Annotated in this window: 15 protein-coding genes; 6 read left to right on the top strand and 9 right to left on the bottom strand. The window is 56.3% G+C overall.

Features of this window, described 5'->3' with window-relative positions:
* Nucleotides 1-55 precede the first annotated feature (55 nt).
* Entirely contained in the window at nt 56-961 is a 906-nt protein-coding gene (locus ACR3FC_RS10185) for a LysR family transcriptional regulator (protein ID WP_480474676.1), read from the bottom strand.
* A 103-nt stretch (nt 962-1064) separates the two neighbouring features.
* Between ACR3FC_RS10185 and ACR3FC_RS10180 the strand changes: the two genes are divergently transcribed.
* Genes ACR3FC_RS10180 through ACR3FC_RS10160 form a run of 5 tightly spaced genes read left to right on the top strand, consistent with a single transcriptional unit; the run spans nt 1065 to nt 6831 of the window.
* Entirely contained in the window at nt 1065-2507 is a 1443-nt protein-coding gene (locus tag ACR3FC_RS10180) for an aldehyde dehydrogenase family protein (protein WP_480474675.1), read from the top strand.
* Complete coding sequence (locus tag ACR3FC_RS10175) at nt 2507-3481, top strand: membrane dipeptidase (protein ID WP_480474674.1); 975 nt, start codon at nt 2507-2509, stop codon at nt 3479-3481. The genes ACR3FC_RS10180 and ACR3FC_RS10175 overlap by 1 nt, the downstream gene beginning before the upstream one ends.
* Nucleotides 3482-3485: 4 nt before the next feature.
* Nucleotides 3486-5174, top strand: coding sequence for a hypothetical protein (locus ACR3FC_RS10170; protein ID WP_480474673.1), 1689 nt, complete (start codon nt 3486-3488; stop codon nt 5172-5174).
* The gene (locus ACR3FC_RS10165) at nt 5171-5800 is read left to right on the top strand and encodes a DUF3726 domain-containing protein (RefSeq protein ID WP_480474671.1); all 630 of its coding nucleotides are present in this window, start codon (nt 5171-5173) and stop codon (nt 5798-5800) included. Before ACR3FC_RS10170 ends, ACR3FC_RS10165 begins: the two co-directional genes overlap by 4 nt.
* An 11-nt stretch (nt 5801-5811) precedes the next feature.
* Nucleotides 5812-6831: an Ldh family oxidoreductase gene (locus ACR3FC_RS10160; RefSeq protein WP_480474670.1), complete on the top strand. Its 1020-nt coding sequence runs from the start codon at nt 5812-5814 to the stop codon at nt 6829-6831.
* A gap of 41 nt (nt 6832-6872) precedes the next feature.
* Here the strand turns inward: ACR3FC_RS10160 and ACR3FC_RS10155 are convergent, their stop codons facing one another.
* Entirely contained in the window at nt 6873-8180 is a 1308-nt protein-coding gene (locus tag ACR3FC_RS10155) for an aminotransferase class I/II-fold pyridoxal phosphate-dependent enzyme (RefSeq protein ID WP_480474668.1), read from the bottom strand.
* Nucleotides 8181-8270: 90 nt separating this feature from the next.
* Between ACR3FC_RS10155 and ACR3FC_RS10150 the strand changes: the two genes are divergently transcribed.
* Entirely contained in the window at nt 8271-9155 is an 885-nt protein-coding gene (locus tag ACR3FC_RS10150) for a LysR family transcriptional regulator (protein ID WP_480474667.1), read from the top strand.
* Nucleotides 9156-9564: 409 nt separating this feature from the next.
* On the opposite strand, the gene ACR3FC_RS10145 is transcribed toward ACR3FC_RS10150, so the two are convergent.
* The 7 genes from ACR3FC_RS10145 to ACR3FC_RS10115 are packed head-to-tail and all read right to left on the bottom strand — an operon-like array spanning nt 9565 to nt 15825.
* The gene (locus tag ACR3FC_RS10145; RefSeq protein ID WP_480474665.1) at nt 9565-11082 is read right to left on the bottom strand and encodes an aldehyde dehydrogenase family protein; all 1518 of its coding nucleotides are present in this window, start codon (nt 11080-11082) and stop codon (nt 9565-9567) included.
* Between the two features lie 34 nt (nt 11083-11116).
* On the bottom strand, nt 11117-11461 hold the full coding sequence (locus tag ACR3FC_RS10140; RefSeq protein ID WP_480474664.1) for a cupin domain-containing protein: 345 nt from the start codon (nt 11459-11461) through the stop codon (nt 11117-11119).
* Complete coding sequence (locus tag ACR3FC_RS10135; RefSeq protein ID WP_480474662.1) at nt 11458-11823, bottom strand: cupin domain-containing protein; 366 nt, start codon at nt 11821-11823, stop codon at nt 11458-11460. Before ACR3FC_RS10135 ends, ACR3FC_RS10140 begins: the two co-directional genes overlap by 4 nt.
* The gene (locus ACR3FC_RS10130; RefSeq protein WP_480474660.1) at nt 11820-13106 is read right to left on the bottom strand and encodes a glycosyltransferase; all 1287 of its coding nucleotides are present in this window, start codon (nt 13104-13106) and stop codon (nt 11820-11822) included. Before ACR3FC_RS10130 ends, ACR3FC_RS10135 begins: the two co-directional genes overlap by 4 nt.
* A gap of 24 nt (nt 13107-13130) precedes the next feature.
* The gene (locus ACR3FC_RS10125) at nt 13131-14144 is read right to left on the bottom strand and encodes an ABC transporter ATP-binding protein (protein WP_480474658.1); all 1014 of its coding nucleotides are present in this window, start codon (nt 14142-14144) and stop codon (nt 13131-13133) included.
* A 44-nt stretch (nt 14145-14188) separates the two neighbouring features.
* The gene (locus ACR3FC_RS10120; RefSeq protein ID WP_480474656.1) at nt 14189-14971 is read right to left on the bottom strand and encodes an ABC transporter permease; all 783 of its coding nucleotides are present in this window, start codon (nt 14969-14971) and stop codon (nt 14189-14191) included.
* Nucleotides 14971-15825, bottom strand: a complete 855-nt coding sequence (locus ACR3FC_RS10115) for an ABC transporter permease (protein WP_480474654.1) — start codon at nt 15823-15825, stop codon at nt 14971-14973. The genes ACR3FC_RS10120 and ACR3FC_RS10115 overlap by 1 nt, the downstream gene beginning before the upstream one ends.
* Between the last annotated feature and the right edge of the window lie 32 nt (nt 15826-15857).

The raw sequence follows: 15857 nt of genomic DNA, 5'->3' as shown, positions 1-15857 counted from the left end.
ATGTGAGCCGCTTCGAGTCTGCTAGAACCTAATTAATTTGTGTTTTTGAGCAGGGTTAATCCAAAACTGGCTCCTGCACCAAGCCAGTGTTTCCGAAACCGCTCGACAGGATATACGAACAGCAGGCCTGGGTGATCTCGCGGAAGCGGGCTCTTTCCCGACGGTAAAGATATACCTCTCGCTTGTCCGGCAAATCTGAAATCGGGCGAAAGGCGACCGCGTCCGGGATGAATTGCGCGACGGTCTGCGGCAGGACCGTGATCCACTGGCCTGCCCTGACCGTTGTGATCAGCGAGTGCGTGTTGTGAATAGTAACCTCGGCCCGGTCGAGAATTTTTTTGAACGAGGATGATTCAATTATGTCGCACAAGGCGTTTCGCACGAAGGGTGCCGCCATCAGGTCACGGATTTCGGGCGGTTTGGCCTGTGTCATAAGCGGATGATCAGAAGCTGCAACGAGTCCGAACTGATCCTGAAACAGAGGCTCGGTACTGACCCCGTTCAGGGGATGATGGCCGGATGCAATGCCGATATCCGCCTTATCCCCGGCAACGGCGTCCAGAACCTGTTGCGAATCCCCGTCTCGCAACTCGATCTTCAATCCGGGAAAGCGTGATGCCATATGTCCCAGCAAGGCGGGAAAGACCAAAGCTCCCACAGACGGTACGGATACGATACGGATCAACCCATGTTCCGCCTGCGCCGCCATTTCTATGTTCAGAACAGTCTGATCAAAATCGCGCACCTGTTTGAGCGCAAGGTCCAGAACCTGCTGACCCAGCGGCGACAGGTGATTTTTCCGTTCACCTTCAAACAGTTTCTTGCCCAGATGATCTTCAAACTGTTTCAGCATCATTGAGACGGCGGATTGTGTCCGACCCAGACGGCTGGCAGCCTCGGCAAGGTTTCCGGTTTGGGCCACGGTACAAAAACACCGCAGCATCTCGACTTTCATCGCCATACTTCAAACTTTCTGAAGTTTACTAAAGTTATTTGAGTTTGACTGATGTTAGTTGAAAGTTCCATCCTTACCCAAATCGAAATTTGCGAATTTGGGGCCTGACGTGACCAAACTGAACCTGATTGCCGGCGAATGGCTGGCGGGCGAAAGCGAAATTGAAAACCGCAATCCTTCGGATTTAAGCGATCTGGTTGGCATGTTCACACAGGCCAGCGCCGATCAGCTTGAGGCGACTCTGGATCAGGCGCGCGTCGCGCAGACCGAATGGGCTGCCTACGGGTTGGAGCGCAAACAGGCCGTCCTGAACGCCATCGGCAACGAGTTGATGGCCCGCGCCGAAGAACTGGGTACATTGCTGAGCCGCGAGGAAGGCAAGCCGCTGGCCGAAGGCAAGGGTGAGGTTTACCGGGCCGGTCAGTTCTTCACTTATTACGCCGCCGAGTGTCTGCGCCAGATCGGTGAAAACGCCGATTCCGTACGCCCCGATATCGAAGTGGATGTGCGCCGCGAAGCCGTTGGCGTTGTCGCAATCATCAGCCCGTGGAACTTCCCCACTGCAACGGCCTCGTGGAAGATTGCCCCGGCGCTGTGCTATGGCAACGCGGTTGTGTGGAAACCCGCCAACATCACCCCCGCCTCGGCTGTGGCCCTGACTGAAATCATCGAACGGCAGGATATCCCGAAAGGTCTGTTCAGCCTTGTGATGGGCTCGGGCCGTTCGGTTGGGCAACGTCTGGTGGAAAGCCCCAAGGTCAATGCGATTTCCTTCACCGGATCGGTGCCCGTAGGCAAAGGTATCGCCGCCGCAGCAATCCAGAACCTGACCAAAGTGCAAATGGAGATGGGGTCCAAAAACGCGCTGGCCGTGATGGACGACGCCGATCTGGATCTGGCGGTGACGCTGGCTCTGGGCGGGGCCTTTGGTGGCACCGGTCAGAAATGCACCGCCTCGTCGCGTCTTGTGGTTCACGCGGGCATCCATGATGCCTTTGTCGAGAAACTGGTTGCCGGTGCGCAGGCAATGAAAGTGGGTCACGCGCTGGAAGCGGGCGTGCAGATGGGTCCCGTCGTCAGTCAGCAGCAATTGAATGAAAACCTCACCTATGTCGACTTGGGCAAATCCGAAGGGGCCGAGCTGGCCTGTGGCGGTCAGCGCCTGGAGATGCCCCATGACGGGTTCTACATGTCGCCGGGCGTGTTCCTGAACACCACCAACGACATGCGCATCAATCGCGAAGAAATGTTCGCACCGCTTACATCCGTCATCAAGGTCGGCAGCTATGACGAGGCGCTGAGCGTGGTCAACGACACCAATTTTGGCCTGACCTCAGGCATCGTGACCAAATCACTGGCCCGCGCCACCCATTTCCGCCGCAACGCGCGCACCGGCGTGGTGACGGTTAACCTGCCCACCGCTGGCACCGATTACCACGTACCATTCGGTGGCCGGGGCGACAGCTCGTACGGACCGCGCGAACAAGGCAAGGCGGCAGCCGAGTTCTATACAACCGTCAAAACCGCCTATATCAGCGCAGGCCCGGTCTGATGCGGATCGACGGCCTGCAATATACCAACTGGTCGGAGAAGATCTTCCGCCAGCTGCGCGAAGGGGGCGTGGACGCGATCCATGTCACCATCTCCTATCATGAGAACTTTCGCGAAACGGTTCTGAATTTCGAGAAATGGAACCGTTGGTTCGAGCAGTACCCAGATCTGATCATGAAGGGCCGGTGGGCCAGCGATATAGACTCAGCCCGTAAAACGGGCCGGACCGCAGTGTTTTTCGGGTTTCAGAACCCGTCGCCCATTGAAGACGATATCGGGCTGGTTGAAATTCTGCACGATTTGGGCGCGCGGTTCATGCAACTGACCTATAACAACCAATCCCTGCTTGCGACCGGTTGTTATGAGGCCGAAGACACCGGCATAACCAGAATGGGCAAGCAGGTGATCAAAGAGATGAACCGCGTGGGCCTTGTGGTGGATATGAGCCATTCGGCAGACCGGTCCACAATCGAAGCGGCTGAGATTTCGGACCGGCCCATCGCAATCACACATGCCAATCCGCACGAATGGTCCCCGGCCCTGCGCAACAAGCGAGATGATGTCATCCGCGCCGTGACTGAAAACGGTGGGATGCTGGGTTTTTCGGTCTACCCTCACCACCTGAAGGACAAGTCCGACTGCACTCTGGAGAGCTTTTGCGCGATGATCGCCCGCACTGCGGACAAATATGGGGCCGAACATCTGGGGATCGGCACTGACCTGTGCCAGGATCAGCCTGACAGCATCGTTGAATGGATGCGTGTGGGGCGGTGGACAAAAGAAATCGACTATGGCGAAGGCTCGGCCTCGGCCCCGGGGTTTCCACCAATGCCGGGCTGGTTTCAGGACAACCGAGACTTTGGAAACATCGAACAAGGGTTACGCGCGACCGGCCTGAACGATGACGAAGTGGCCGGGATCATGGGCAGGAACTGGTATCGGTTCTTTGCCGAGAACTTCGTCCCACAAAGGTAACCAAATGGAACCACACGCGCAGACAGAGATCGCCAGACGTGACCCCGCTATGGTCATGCGACTGTCACGACTGGGATCACTACACCAATGTCGGCTCAGCTTTATGCGGCAACTGACACGCCGCATGGCCGATGAAAACTGGAGATTTTCGCGCCCTGCATTTGAAATTGACGACAAAGGTGTCGGGCATGCGGTCTATACCGCGCAAGGCCCCGATCGCGCCTATTCGCTGGTCGCCTTTGCCCATGACCTGCCTGCCGATCAACGGTCAGACCGGGTTATTGCCGAAGCGTGGGACGCCACCTTTGCGCTGTTCGATGGCATCCCCACGCCAGAAGACATTGATCGCCTGTCCCTGAACGTACCGCTGCAAGAGGCAGGGCGTGTCAGCGAAACCGAATTGTCACTGTCACGCGCCAACCGTTCCGTGCGACTCTGGGCTCATGTGGTGGATCGTCTGGCTGCGGGCCAGCAACCGGACCTGGAACAGATTTATCAGGTCGGCTATCTGATGAGGACCACGGCTGTTTACGGGTCGGGCAAATTCGGCGCTGCGGATCGTGAGAAAACGGCGGACCGGAATGAGGTCAGTGGTCCCTTCCAGATCGAAATGCTGTCAGTCTATCTGACCCGAGTTTTTGTACGCGATCTGGTGCAATATATGGCGCAGGTCAAAGGCGGGGATCAGACCTCTGCGCTTAATCCTGAAATCGCACGCTGGCTGGGCATCGGAAATTCCACAGGACTGGGAATGGCGCCGTTCATCGTGAACCATCCCGTTCTGTTCAACAACTGGATCATGGCGCGGGAAGAGGCCATCTCGCGCGTGCGGTCAATTGAGACAGCAACCGAAAAAGACGCGCGTGTCTTTCGCGACGTTTTCGCGCGCAGCAAACAGTCAATCACGTGGTGGCAATCTAAACACCCGATACAGGTTGAAAAACTCGCTGCGCTAAAGGACGACCTGAATTCAATCAGCGCATTTCTGGCTACGGACGACCTGACACAAGACCATCCGTGGGATCGAATGATCCGATGGTCGGAAACTGCGCTCAGCGAAGAAGGCCAGGAGTTGCTGGCCTCGCTGATCCTTGAGCCTTACGGAGATGTCGTGGACGGGCTGTCCAGCTGCATGGCGGACACAAATGCGGCTGCACAGGTGATTGATGGAGCGATGCGGGTATCCGATGTGCGCGACTTGATCCGCCAAAGCTTTGACTGGGCGCTGGACCTTGATTGGAGTGATCCGAAAAACTGCGCGCGGGCCTGGTACGTTTCCGAAGAGAAACTGGAACCCCGACTGGGTGAACGGTTTGAAGAACCGATTGCAGACTATGAACAACCGCTCGCGCCCGCGCGTGATGCGGCACTGGCTTTCAAGGCTTTGCAAGAGTGGCCGGATGATGCGCCGATAGCAGAGTTTCTTATGCGCCACCCTGAGCACCGCCACACCTTACGCCGCGCACAAATCAGCCGTGTCGCGCCATATGGTGAGATCCATGACAACACAATCGGCGCGAATGTGATGCCCATCGATATGTTGCGCGCAAAACTATCCTTCTTTGGCGCAACGCATTTCGACCCTCGTTCAGATCGCTGGGTCCGCATCTGCATGTATGCCGGCGCCCCCTACCCCGATGAGCTAAATACCGCGAACGCAGATTTGTGGGTTTATCCGGAGGTTGCGCAATGACCTTTTCATTGAACGAAGTCGAAGCAACAGCCAAACGCGCAACCCGTGGCGCCGGATATGCCTGGGGCGTGGCGGAAGAGGCTGCGAAAGCCACCCGGTGGCTAAGCGCCCAAGGGTTCGACGGGCCCGCCATTCTGGCCCAACTGCTTAAACGTGAATATGCGCCCTGTCTGGAACGCCACATTCCTGTGCTTCAGAACGGAGTATGGGTTGGCCAACAAGACCTGTGCCCCCTGATGACCGGAGCTGCGATATCGGATTCACCGACCGTCCTGTCCCAAGGCACCATTTCGATTTCAAATCTCGCGGCACCGCTGCTGTTGCTGCCCTTTGTCGCTGCGGGGGCCAAAAAACTGGGAACGACAGTAAAAGTCACCTTTGACGGGTATGCTGCGATAACTGATGGTGTTCATTTAAGCTGCGCAGACTGCAATTTAGACCGCGCTGATCATGTTGAGATAACTGAGGGCGGCCACATTCAAAACAGTCGTCCTCTGCAAAGCCGTGCCGCTCCAAATGCAGAGGTGTGGCGGATCCTCAACTCCATGGCGCACCGTACATATGCCCCTGCAACCGAAGAATCCCGACTGCTTGGCGCTGGTTCCGGCCTGTCGGACAATGACTGAAGGATCATCAGATGACCGAGACCCAAACCTTGTCGCTTGCCGAAATCGAAAAGCTGTCCTTCACCGCGTTGGTTGCCGCTGGCACAAGTGAAGAAAACGCGCGCCCTCTGGCCGTGGCCACGGCGGCAACCGAAGCGGATGGGGTGGCCAGCCACGGCCTGGCTTATATCCCGATTTACTGTGAACATGTACAATGCGGGAAGGTCGACGGTCAGGCAGTACCGACGCTGGAAACCCCGCGCCCCGGCCTTATCCGTGTAGACGCTGCGACCGGGTTCGCACATGCAGCCATTGACCTGGGCTTCGAAGCATTGATCACGGCGGCACGCGAACAGGGCATCGCGGCCCTTGCGATCACCAACAGCTACAATTGCGGTGTGTTGGGTTATCACACGTATCGACTGGCACAGGCGGGTCTGGTTGGTCTTGGATTCACCAATGCACCTGCATCCATTGCACCTTCGGGCGGATCGAAGCCCGTTGTCGGCACCAACCCGTTCTCTGTTGCGGTACCGGGTACAGACGGACTACCCGCGTTGCTGATCGACCAGAGCGCCAGCACCATCGCCAAAAGCGAAGTGATGAAACACGCCAGAGAAGGCAAAGCCATTCCGGTCGGCTGGGCGCTGGACCCGGATGGAAACCCGACAACAGACCCGAATGTCGGTCTGAAAGGAAGCATGGCCCCATCCGGCGGATACAAAGGTGTGGGTATCGCTTTGCTGACTGAAATCATGGCGGCAGCTTTGACGGGGTCTACACTTGGGCTGCATGCCTCTCCGTTCTCGGGGACGGTCGGGGGTCCACCGAAAACCGGGCAGTTCTTCATCGCTATTGACCCTGCGGTTTCGTCAAATGGACTGTTTTCAAACGCAATTTCGGACTTGGTCGCGTCGATCAGAAATCAGGACGGCGCGCACCTGCCCGGAGATGGGCGCCGTGCATGTCGCCTTGCGGCGGGTCAAAAAGGTGTCGCCGTCAACTCAGCTACATTGGCCAGAATTGACGCGATTATTCAGGAAAACAGTTAAGAGCAGCCACCAGACCGGGCGGATGTGGTGGCCGTTTGCGCCTAGTTCACGAAATGCAGCGTGTCGAATTCACTGCGCCAGACAGAGACTTCCGAAGCGACAGGCTCGCCGTCCAGTCCTCGCCTGATCAAATCGGCGAGGCGATCAGCATCTCGAGAGGTCATGCCCCAGCGAACCAATTCAGGAGTGCCAATCCGCAACCCATTCAAGTCCCCTTCAACCGGCTTGACAGGCAATCCGATGCCGCACGCAAGGAACCCGCTTTCGCGGAGTTTCTTTGATGCGGCCTGCCCTCCGCCATAGGGATCTGCCAGAACTGCGAATTGATGCGAATTGGTGAAGCCTTCCGCACCCGCATAAACGCGAACGCCCCGCGCATCCAACGCGGCGGCAAGTGCTTTTGACAGTGCAATCATCTCGTTTGCGTACACCTGGCCAAAATCTATCCAATCCAGCATCGTAACCGCAAGCGCGGCCGTTTTGGCGGCATCGAAATTGGCCGTCATCCCGGGAAAAGCAATGGCATCCAATGCTTTGGCGATGTCGACATCATTCGACACGATCAATCCACCTGCTGGTCCACCAAGGCTTTTATAGGTGCTCATGGTCATGAAATGCGCGCCCTCATTCAGCGGGTTCGACCATGCACGCCCCGCGATTATCCCGCACTGATGCGCGGCATCGAACATGACTTTCGCGCCAACTTCGTCCGCAATGGCCCGCACCTCGGCAACAGGGTGTTCAAAAAGGTTCAGACTTCCGCCGATCGTAATCAGCTTGGGGCGCTCAACCCGCGCCAGATCGCGCAGCTGGTCCAGATCGACGGTGTAACCTTTTGTGTTTACCGGAGCCTCGATCGTGCGCAGCCCGAACAGCCCTGCACAGCCCGCAGTATGATGGGTCACATGGCCGCCGATCGTTGCAGGCGGAGCGATGATTGTATCCCCTGGCTTACAGGTCGCCATGAAACCATAAAGATTTGCAATTGCGCCCGACGGCACGCGAACCTCTGCAAACCGGGCATCAAAGACCTCTGCGCAAAGCTCGGCCGCGATGACTTCGATTTCTTCGATTGCTTCCAGCCCCATTTCATATTTGTCACCGGGATAGCCCAGCGATGGCCGGGATCCGATACCCGACGACAAAAGCGCCTCGGCCTTGGGGTTCATGACATTTGTCGCGGGGTTGAGGTTGAAACACTCTTTCTCGTGAATGCGGCGGTTTTTCTCTGCCAGATGCGCGATCCGGCCCAGTAGGTCGCCGGACGATGCTGATGCTGTCTTTGTTGAGATACTCTGAACCAGCGTTTCGCTTGCGGCGGGCACCCAGTCTCTATATGCAAGTGTCATCTGACATCCTCCTTTTTCTTCCACTGTGGCCGCTGCTGCGTGACTTCGCAAAGCAGAATTGTTATTTCTTGGCGTAGAAAAACTAAGGCTATGATGATGAGCGTTTCCCCAAAGCGCCCCAAAGGGCCCCCACTGAACGCAATGCGCGCTTTCGAGGCGGCGGCGCGCCACATCAGCTTTGTCGCCGCGGCCGAAGAGTTGAACGTCACACCGGGCGCCATCTCGCAACACATCAAAACGCTGGAAGGCTGGGCCGGTGCACCCCTTTTCCGACGCAACGCACAAGGCGTAGAACTCACGCCCGAGGGGCAATCGCTGGTTGCTGGATTTACCCGGGCTTTTGACCAATTGGCCGACGCGACCCAGGCGCTGCGCAACCTTAAACCCAATGCAGATTTTCATATCGCTGCCTTGCCGGCCATTGCTCAACTCTGGCTCCCCAAAAGGCTACGCCAGATCCGATCTCATTTTCCCGACATCAGTTTTTCCGTCACAGCGCTGGAAGCGCCGCCGAGCCTTGGGCGCGAACTGTTCGACCTGTCAATCTTCTTCGCTCCACCGAACGACACGGCAAATCAGGTGGTTGTTTGCCCGGACGAGATCGTGCCGGTTTGTGCCCCGACGCTTAAGGACCAAATATGCCGCGCAAACGGTTTTCGGGATTTACCGTTGCTGCACGATCTGGTGTGGAGTGAAGATTGGACCAAATGGGCCCAGCACTCTGGCTATGACCTGCATAATGCCAAAGGTGGTGCTCAATTCTCCCTCTACAGTCTGGCCGTAGAGGAAGCCAAGGCGGGCGCAGGAATACTGATGGGACACCTGTGCCTGATCGAAGACGCCCTGGCCACGGGCGAGCTGATCGTTGCGCATACCAAGTCGTTTCAAACCAACCGAGGACTGGTGATTCAATTGCCACAACGCACGCGCAGAAGACCGGAAACGGACCAGATTGTCGCCTGGTTGTCCAGTTGACCGAAGCCACTGACTTTCGGGTTATGAGGCTGACGAGATGAGGACGTTAAGCAATTGATCGAGTGGATCAATTGTAGTCTGAACGGCCTGTGTTGAGATTATTCGACCTGGTTGCGGGAGCCGGATTTGGCCTATGTCGAATGTCAGAGGAACTATTAATCTAACGGACCAACTGTACACATTCCCGGTTGTTTAGATAAATGACCTTATTGGGACGGATGGCAGACCCACAGTAGAAAAGCGCTGAAGATGTCTTGCGGATTTTCCAGCCATTGGCCCGCTTGTGCCGGAGCGCCGCGGACTGCCCGAACCGGACATTCTTAAATAGACTTTGCAGTTCCGGTTGGCGCGACTATCCTCCCGTTAGCTCATCATCCTTTGTAGAGTCGATCACGTCGCACCGATCACCCTAACCGGTGTGCTTTCTCCCGCCTTGTACGTCATCTGAATAGAACCAGTCATCGGGATATGGATACCACCAGTCCGCCTCCTTCGCCTTCGGGTCGATCACGACCATCTTGGATCGCCTGAATGCCTCGAGTCCCTGAAGGCCTAGCGTGCGTCCAAGTCCGGAATTCTTGATGCCGCCAAAAGGCAAAGCATCGTTGTCCACCAGCGGGTTGTTGACCCAAACCATCCCCACCTGTAGTTCATTCACCCCCTGAAATGCCTCCTCCAAGTCGCTGGTAAACAGGCATCCGCCAAGGCCGAACTGCGACGCGTTTGCCAGTTCAAGTGCTTGGTCAAAGTCGCTAACCCGAATGACCGAAGCGACCGGCCCAAAGACCTCTTCCTGAGTTAGCAACATGTCCGCCGTCACGCCGGTCAGGATCGTTGGTTCGAAAAACCAACCTGGCCCTACGTCATCCGGGATACAGCCTCCTACCTCAACCACCGCGCCTTTCTCCGTTGCATCGCGTACCAGCCGCACGACCTTATCTCGCGCTTCCTTGGAGGCCAGAGGTCCAATTTCCGCCACCCCCATGCCGTCGCCGATGCGCAGTTTCCGGGTTCTGGCCACGAACTCGTCGACAAAATCGTCATATACATCTTCGACCACAAAAATCCGTTCAGACGATGTGCAAACCTGACCCGACTGCAAAAAGGCAGCAGTCACTGCTCCGGCAGCAGCGACCGCGATGTCGGCGTGTTTACTGACGATAAGTGGATCGCTCCCGCCAGCCTCGATAATTGCCGGTTTTAAACTCTCTGCTGCGGCCACTGCGACTGCACGACCTGTCGGCACGGACCCTGTAAAGGCGACCACATGGGTTTTGGGGCTGGCAATCAACTGTTTACCCACGTCTGCCCCGCCCGGCACGCAAGCAATAAGATCTTGTGGCAGCGCCTGAAAAAACTCCATGAACGCCATCGTGCACAAAGTTCCTGCGGGTGAGGCTTTCAACACAACACCGTTACCTGCCGCAAGTGATGCGGCCATCGACCAGCAGCCAAGAATGAGGGGGAAATTATATGGAACCACATGCACGGACACGCCGTAGGGCTCGTATGTCTGATACTGAAAAGATCCAGTTTGCATGGTGCCCGCGATCTTGCCCGCGTCATTGCGCGCCATCTCGGCATAGTACCGGAAAACCGGCGGGATATTCGCAATCTCGCCGATCGATTCAGGGTAAGGTTTGCCCGTTTCCAATGTCATCAAACGGGCGACCTCAGTCATGTCGCCGCTTTCGATCTCGTTGGCGATCTGATGCAATACCCGCGCGCGAGACTTGCAGTCCGTTGCAGACCATTTCCTTTGCGCCGCATTGACCCGATCCAGAACCTGGTCCACGATCTGCGGCGACGGTTCACCAAAAACCCCGACGGGCTGCAAGGTAGACGGGTTGACCAGCGTGGTCCCACTACCCTCCAATAGGACATGCCTAGGGTTTAGGTAGTAGCTGGATTTGAACGGGTCACGCATTGGGCAGCCCCCTTGTTTAACAGGCATTGCGCCGTTAGCGGATCATGTACACTTTCTTGACCGTCTCGTGGACAGTGCATACGCCTTTCCAGTCCTGCGGAAAAAAGGCCGCCGTATCGGGCGTAATCTCAATTACCTCTCCGTTTTCATGGACATAGGTACAGCGGCCTTCCAGAAAGTGGCAGAACTCGTCCTTGGTGACGTGACATTCCCACTTACCGGGAGTGCAGACCCAAAGGCCGCATTCGGACCGGCCGTCAGGCCCCTTGTGGATCAGCTTTCCCGACGTGCGGGATTGCCCTTCAATCATCGTCGGGATTACCCCCCAATCGACAAGGTCAGTCTGCTGGAGCGGGTTTTGCATACTTGGCGTGGTCATGATTCAGGTTCGCGATCCGTTAGGTAGTAAGTGTTGCGCAATGTTTCCACGACCGTGCATTCCCCTACCCAACCGGCGGGGAATAGTACGGCCGTTCCGGGCGTAACTTCGATGCTTTCGCCTGCATCCGACCGATACACCGCGCGGCCCTGCACAAAATAGCAAAACTCGTCACGCGGGATCGTTAGGCGCCAACGGCCTGGAGTACAGACCCATGCGCCGATCTCCGGCCGATTGTCCGGGCCTTTGTGAACCAGCAAGCCCGATGAATGCGACTGGCCTTCAATCATGTCCGGCTGTAACCCCCAGTCCGTAAGGTCGGTGCGGGTCGAGATTTCGGAAAGATGCGGGGCGCTGCTCATTCCGCGGCTTTCAGGATGTCGTCGAGAATGCCAGCTGCCTTGGTCGGACCATGCCGTGACTGCATGTGAGCAGAGGTTGCCGCCATCTTCGCCTGCATTCCTGGATCGTTGATACATTTGTCGAGTGCAAAAGCCAATTCATCATCGGTCCAGTCGTATCGGTGAAACCCGAACCCGTGGCCTGTTTCCTGAACACGAGTGGCGTTATCGTGGCCGTCCCAGACATAGGGCATGATGATTGCTGCTTTGCCGAAATACAGGCACTCGGTGAACGAGTTGTTACCGCCATGATGTATCACCGCGTCAACCTGTGGAATTACCGAAGGCTGGGGATACCAGCTCTGTATGTGCACGTTGTCGGGAATGTCTGTGTATTCGTCCATGTAATCCCCGACATTTACGAGCGCCCGGTAGGGCAACTTGGAAATGGTCGAAATGATCCTCTTTAGCAGGTCGGTGTCACCTGCGCCAAGCGACCCGAAAGATACATAGAGAAGTGGTTTGTCATTGTTGGACTTAAACGTTGGCACCTCAAAGGGTTCTTCTTCGCGTACGCAACCTTCGAGATACTGGAACCTGTTCGGGTCCAGTGGGTTCTGCCGTTCGTACTTTGCCGGCTCGGGATAAAGCAGAAGGTTCATTGTGGGCGACGCTTCGAAAAACTCTCCGATCGGATAGGCGTCTTCGTTGCATCTGGCCAGGAACGCATTGTAGTCGTCGTGGATCGGCTTGATCACCTCGTGGAACTTTGCCTCATAGGCCTCCATGCCCTCGCGGTCATCCACCCGGCAGCCCGATAAGTGCGGCGGCACAATCGGGTCTGGGATTTCGTTTTCGGAACATGAGATGATCCGCACCCACGGTACGCCGAACTGCTTGATGGCTGGGAACATAATGACATTATCCACGCAGATCATATCTGGTTTGATTTTTGCCAGTACCTCGGGCAGATCTTTTTGCGCCCATTTTGCGCTGTCGACGATCGCCTCCCAGCAATCCTTTACGTAGTTATCGATCTGGTCAATCGGGCTTTTGCGAAAATTTGGGATGTGACCGTTGATGAAATCTTCCCAGAACTTTGCCATCGCCTCGGGTTCCATCGGCTCGGACAGGGCAACAGGATGCGCCTCAAACCCATAACCTTCATATACCTCGACAAAGCCGGGATCGCTTAGAAATACGGCCTTATGGCCCAGTTTCTCGCAGGCCTGCGCGATGCCAACCGAATTCAGCGCAGGGCCAAAGGCAGCTTCGGGGAAGAAGGCGATGGTTTTCTGTGACATTGTAGGTCTCCGGTTAGATTTGGCTTAGCAGTTGGGCAGGATGCGGGAATGTTTGGCGTCCCATACGCAGTGGACATCCTTACCCGGCTGGATACTTTCACGGTCGGCTTGGCTAGCGGGCACACGGGCGGAAAGGATGCTCCTCCCGCCGCGAACGCGTACATGCACACCCAGGTCTGACCCGTGATAGGCGACTTCTTCGACAATGCCGGGAAGGCAGTTGCGTTCATCTTGAGGGGCGGTCTGCATCAGGCTTACCCGTTCCGGGCGCACAGCAATTGTGGCAGCACCGCGCAGCTCGGAAACACCCCTCAGCATTCCCACCCCGTCGACATCGACACCGCCGTCGACGGCGTTTCCATCCAGAAAGTTCATCACGCCGATAAAATCTGCAACAAAGCGCGATCCGGGTTGTTCGTAGAGCTCGTGAGGAGTACCGACCTGCGCCAGCTTACCGTCATGCAAGACCGCGATCCGGTCGGCCATAACCAGGGCCTCTTCCTGGTCATGGGTCACAATCAGAAATGTAATCCCTACCTCGTGCTGCAACCGTTTGAGCTCCAGCTGCATCTCTTCTCGCAGTTTCTTGTCCAGAGCTGAAAGGGGCTCATCCAGCAACAGGACCTTTGGCCTTTTGATCAGCGCGCGCGCCAAAGCAACCCGCTGTCGCTGCCCACCGGAAAGCTGATCCGGCTTGCGCCCGGCGAAGCCCGAAAGTTTCGCACTTTCGAGAACCTCGGCCACTCGCGTTGCAATTTCGTCCTTGGGCAATTTCTCCATTTCTAACCCATAGGCGATGTTTTTTTCGACGCTCATGTGCGGAAACAAGGCATAGGACTGGAACATCAGGTTCAGGGGCCGCCTGCTGGGGCGTATATTTGTCACGTCCTGCCCGGCAACGATTACCTGTCCTTCCTGTGGTGTTTCGAACCCGGCCAGCGTCCGCAGCAGTGTGGTCTTGCCGCAACCCGATGGGCCCAGAAGTGCAAAAAATTCGTTGTCGCGAATATCCAGCGAAACGTTGTCAATCGCAGTCACCAAACCGTATCTCTTGGTTATATTCCTGAGTTGAATCGCTTGGCTCATCGGCTGAAAACCTCTTTGTCGGCACGCTGCGCGAAGAAGACCAGCGTGAACGATACAAACATGACGATGGTAGCCATCGCATTGATTTCCGGCGTTACGCCAAAGCGGATCATTGCGTAAATCTGCATCGGCAATGTGGTCGAGGATTGCCCGGCACCGGCGGTGAAAAAGGCAATAATGAATTCGTCCACAGACAGGGTGAAAGACAACAGCGCCCCGGCGATAACCCCCGGCGCGATGGCGGGCAGCAGAATGCGACGAAAGGTGGTGAATTCGCTGGCCCCAAGGTCGGCACTGGCCTCAAGTATCGAATGGTCGAAATTGCGCATCCGCGTTCGCACCACGGCGACAACGAACGCAATGTTGAACACGACATGGCTCAGAATGATCGAATGAAGCCCGAGCGTCATGTTGAGCAGAGTGAAAAAGGACAACAGCGCGATGGCCAAAACTATGTCCGGGATGATCATCGGCGCGAACAGAACCGCGTCTAGAACCGAAGAATTACGCCGTGTCTCGACACCGACCGCCAAAAGCGTGCCGATTGTTGTCGCCAGAACGGTCGAGATTAAGGCCACGATTAGCGTGTTGCGCGCCGCCGACAGTATTGGATCCGCGGCAAACAACTTGCCGTACCATTCCAACGAAAACCCGGTCCATACAGTTGGAAGTCCGGCCCGGTTAAAGCTTAGCGCCATGAGCACAAGGATCGGCACATAGAGAAAGGTATAAAACAATACCAGGTGCAGCTTCAGGCCCATGTTGGATCGGCCCCGCATCAGTCCTGCCCTCTCTGTCCCGCTGCACGATTGGCCAATACCGCCTGTGCGAACAAAAGCCCCATCATAATCGCAATCAGGAACATCGACAGCGTTGCTCCGAACGGCCAGTCGCGGGCGCTCAGGAACTGGTCATAGATCAGGTTTCCAACCATCTGAAGTCGCCCGCCACCAAGCAAATCGGGCGTTATGAAATTGCCGATCGACAGCACAAAAACAAAAACACCACCTGCCGCGATGCCGGGAACGGTCTGTGGCAGTATCACCCGGTAGAAAGTGATCCAAGCGGGCGCTCCAAGATCTTCCGAGGCTTCTATGGTTTCGACATTTATGCGGTTCAGCGATGAATAGATCGCCAGAACCACAAAGGGTGTGTAGTTGTAGACAAGTCCAACGATCACCGCGAAATTGTTATAAAGCAGAGACAGCGGCTCATCGATCAAGCCTGCCCTCTGGAGAGTATTATTGATCAAGCCCTCGCGGTTCAGCATCACGATCCAGGCGTAAGTGCGGATTAGGTAGTTGGACCAGAACGGCAGGATCACCAAGATCAGCAAACCGATCTGCCAACGGCGCGGTGCCAGCGTGATGGCATAGGCCGCCGGATAGGCGATAAGGATCGCGATTATGGTGGCCAGAAATGCAATCTTGGCCGAGCGCAGGAAGATTCCGAGGTATAGTGGGTCGGCGGCCCGCACAAAATTTTCAAACGTAAAGACGTAGTCGATGCCGCCATAGATACCGCGTTCAAAGAACGCATAGGTGAAAATAAGACCACACGGCACCACCATAAGAAGCGCAAGCCAACCCAGGCCCGGCCCCAGCAAGATCACCGATTTCAGTCGATTGGTCATATACTTGGCAATCTGTGGAGTGATATCGTATC

The organism is Ruegeria sp. AF3 (assembly GCF_056536285.1).
The sequence above is the reverse complement of the archived record's forward strand: the minus strand, read 5'-3'. Positions and strand labels throughout refer to the sequence as shown.

Excerpts from the sequence above, each read along its gene's own strand:
- ACR3FC_RS10185 (WP_480474676.1), bottom strand. The coding sequence starts at position 961 with ATGGCGATGAAAGTCGAGATGCTGCGGTGTTTTTGTACCGTGGCCCAA.
- ACR3FC_RS10175 (WP_480474674.1), top strand. The coding sequence starts at position 2,507 with ATGCGGATCGACGGCCTGCAATATACCAACTGGTCGGAGAAGATCTTC.
- ACR3FC_RS10170 (WP_480474673.1), top strand. The coding sequence starts at position 3,486 with ATGGAACCACACGCGCAGACAGAGATCGCCAGACGTGACCCCGCTATG.
- ACR3FC_RS10165 (WP_480474671.1), top strand. The coding sequence starts at position 5,171 with ATGACCTTTTCATTGAACGAAGTCGAAGCAACAGCCAAACGCGCAACC.
- ACR3FC_RS10160 (WP_480474670.1), top strand. The coding sequence starts at position 5,812 with ATGACCGAGACCCAAACCTTGTCGCTTGCCGAAATCGAAAAGCTGTCC.
- ACR3FC_RS10155 (WP_480474668.1), bottom strand. The coding sequence starts at position 8,180 with ATGACACTTGCATATAGAGACTGGGTGCCCGCCGCAAGCGAAACGCTG.
- ACR3FC_RS10150 (WP_480474667.1), top strand. The coding sequence starts at position 8,271 with ATGATGATGAGCGTTTCCCCAAAGCGCCCCAAAGGGCCCCCACTGAAC.
- ACR3FC_RS10145 (WP_480474665.1), bottom strand. The coding sequence starts at position 11,082 with ATGCGTGACCCGTTCAAATCCAGCTACTACCTAAACCCTAGGCATGTC.
- ACR3FC_RS10140 (WP_480474664.1), bottom strand. The coding sequence starts at position 11,461 with ATGACCACGCCAAGTATGCAAAACCCGCTCCAGCAGACTGACCTTGTC.
- ACR3FC_RS10135 (WP_480474662.1), bottom strand. The coding sequence starts at position 11,823 with ATGAGCAGCGCCCCGCATCTTTCCGAAATCTCGACCCGCACCGACCTT.
- ACR3FC_RS10130 (WP_480474660.1), bottom strand. The coding sequence starts at position 13,106 with ATGTCACAGAAAACCATCGCCTTCTTCCCCGAAGCTGCCTTTGGCCCT.
- ACR3FC_RS10120 (WP_480474656.1), bottom strand. The coding sequence starts at position 14,971 with ATGCGGGGCCGATCCAACATGGGCCTGAAGCTGCACCTGGTATTGTTT.
- ACR3FC_RS10115 (WP_480474654.1), bottom strand. The coding sequence starts at position 15,825 with ATGACCAATCGACTGAAATCGGTGATCTTGCTGGGGCCGGGCCTGGGT.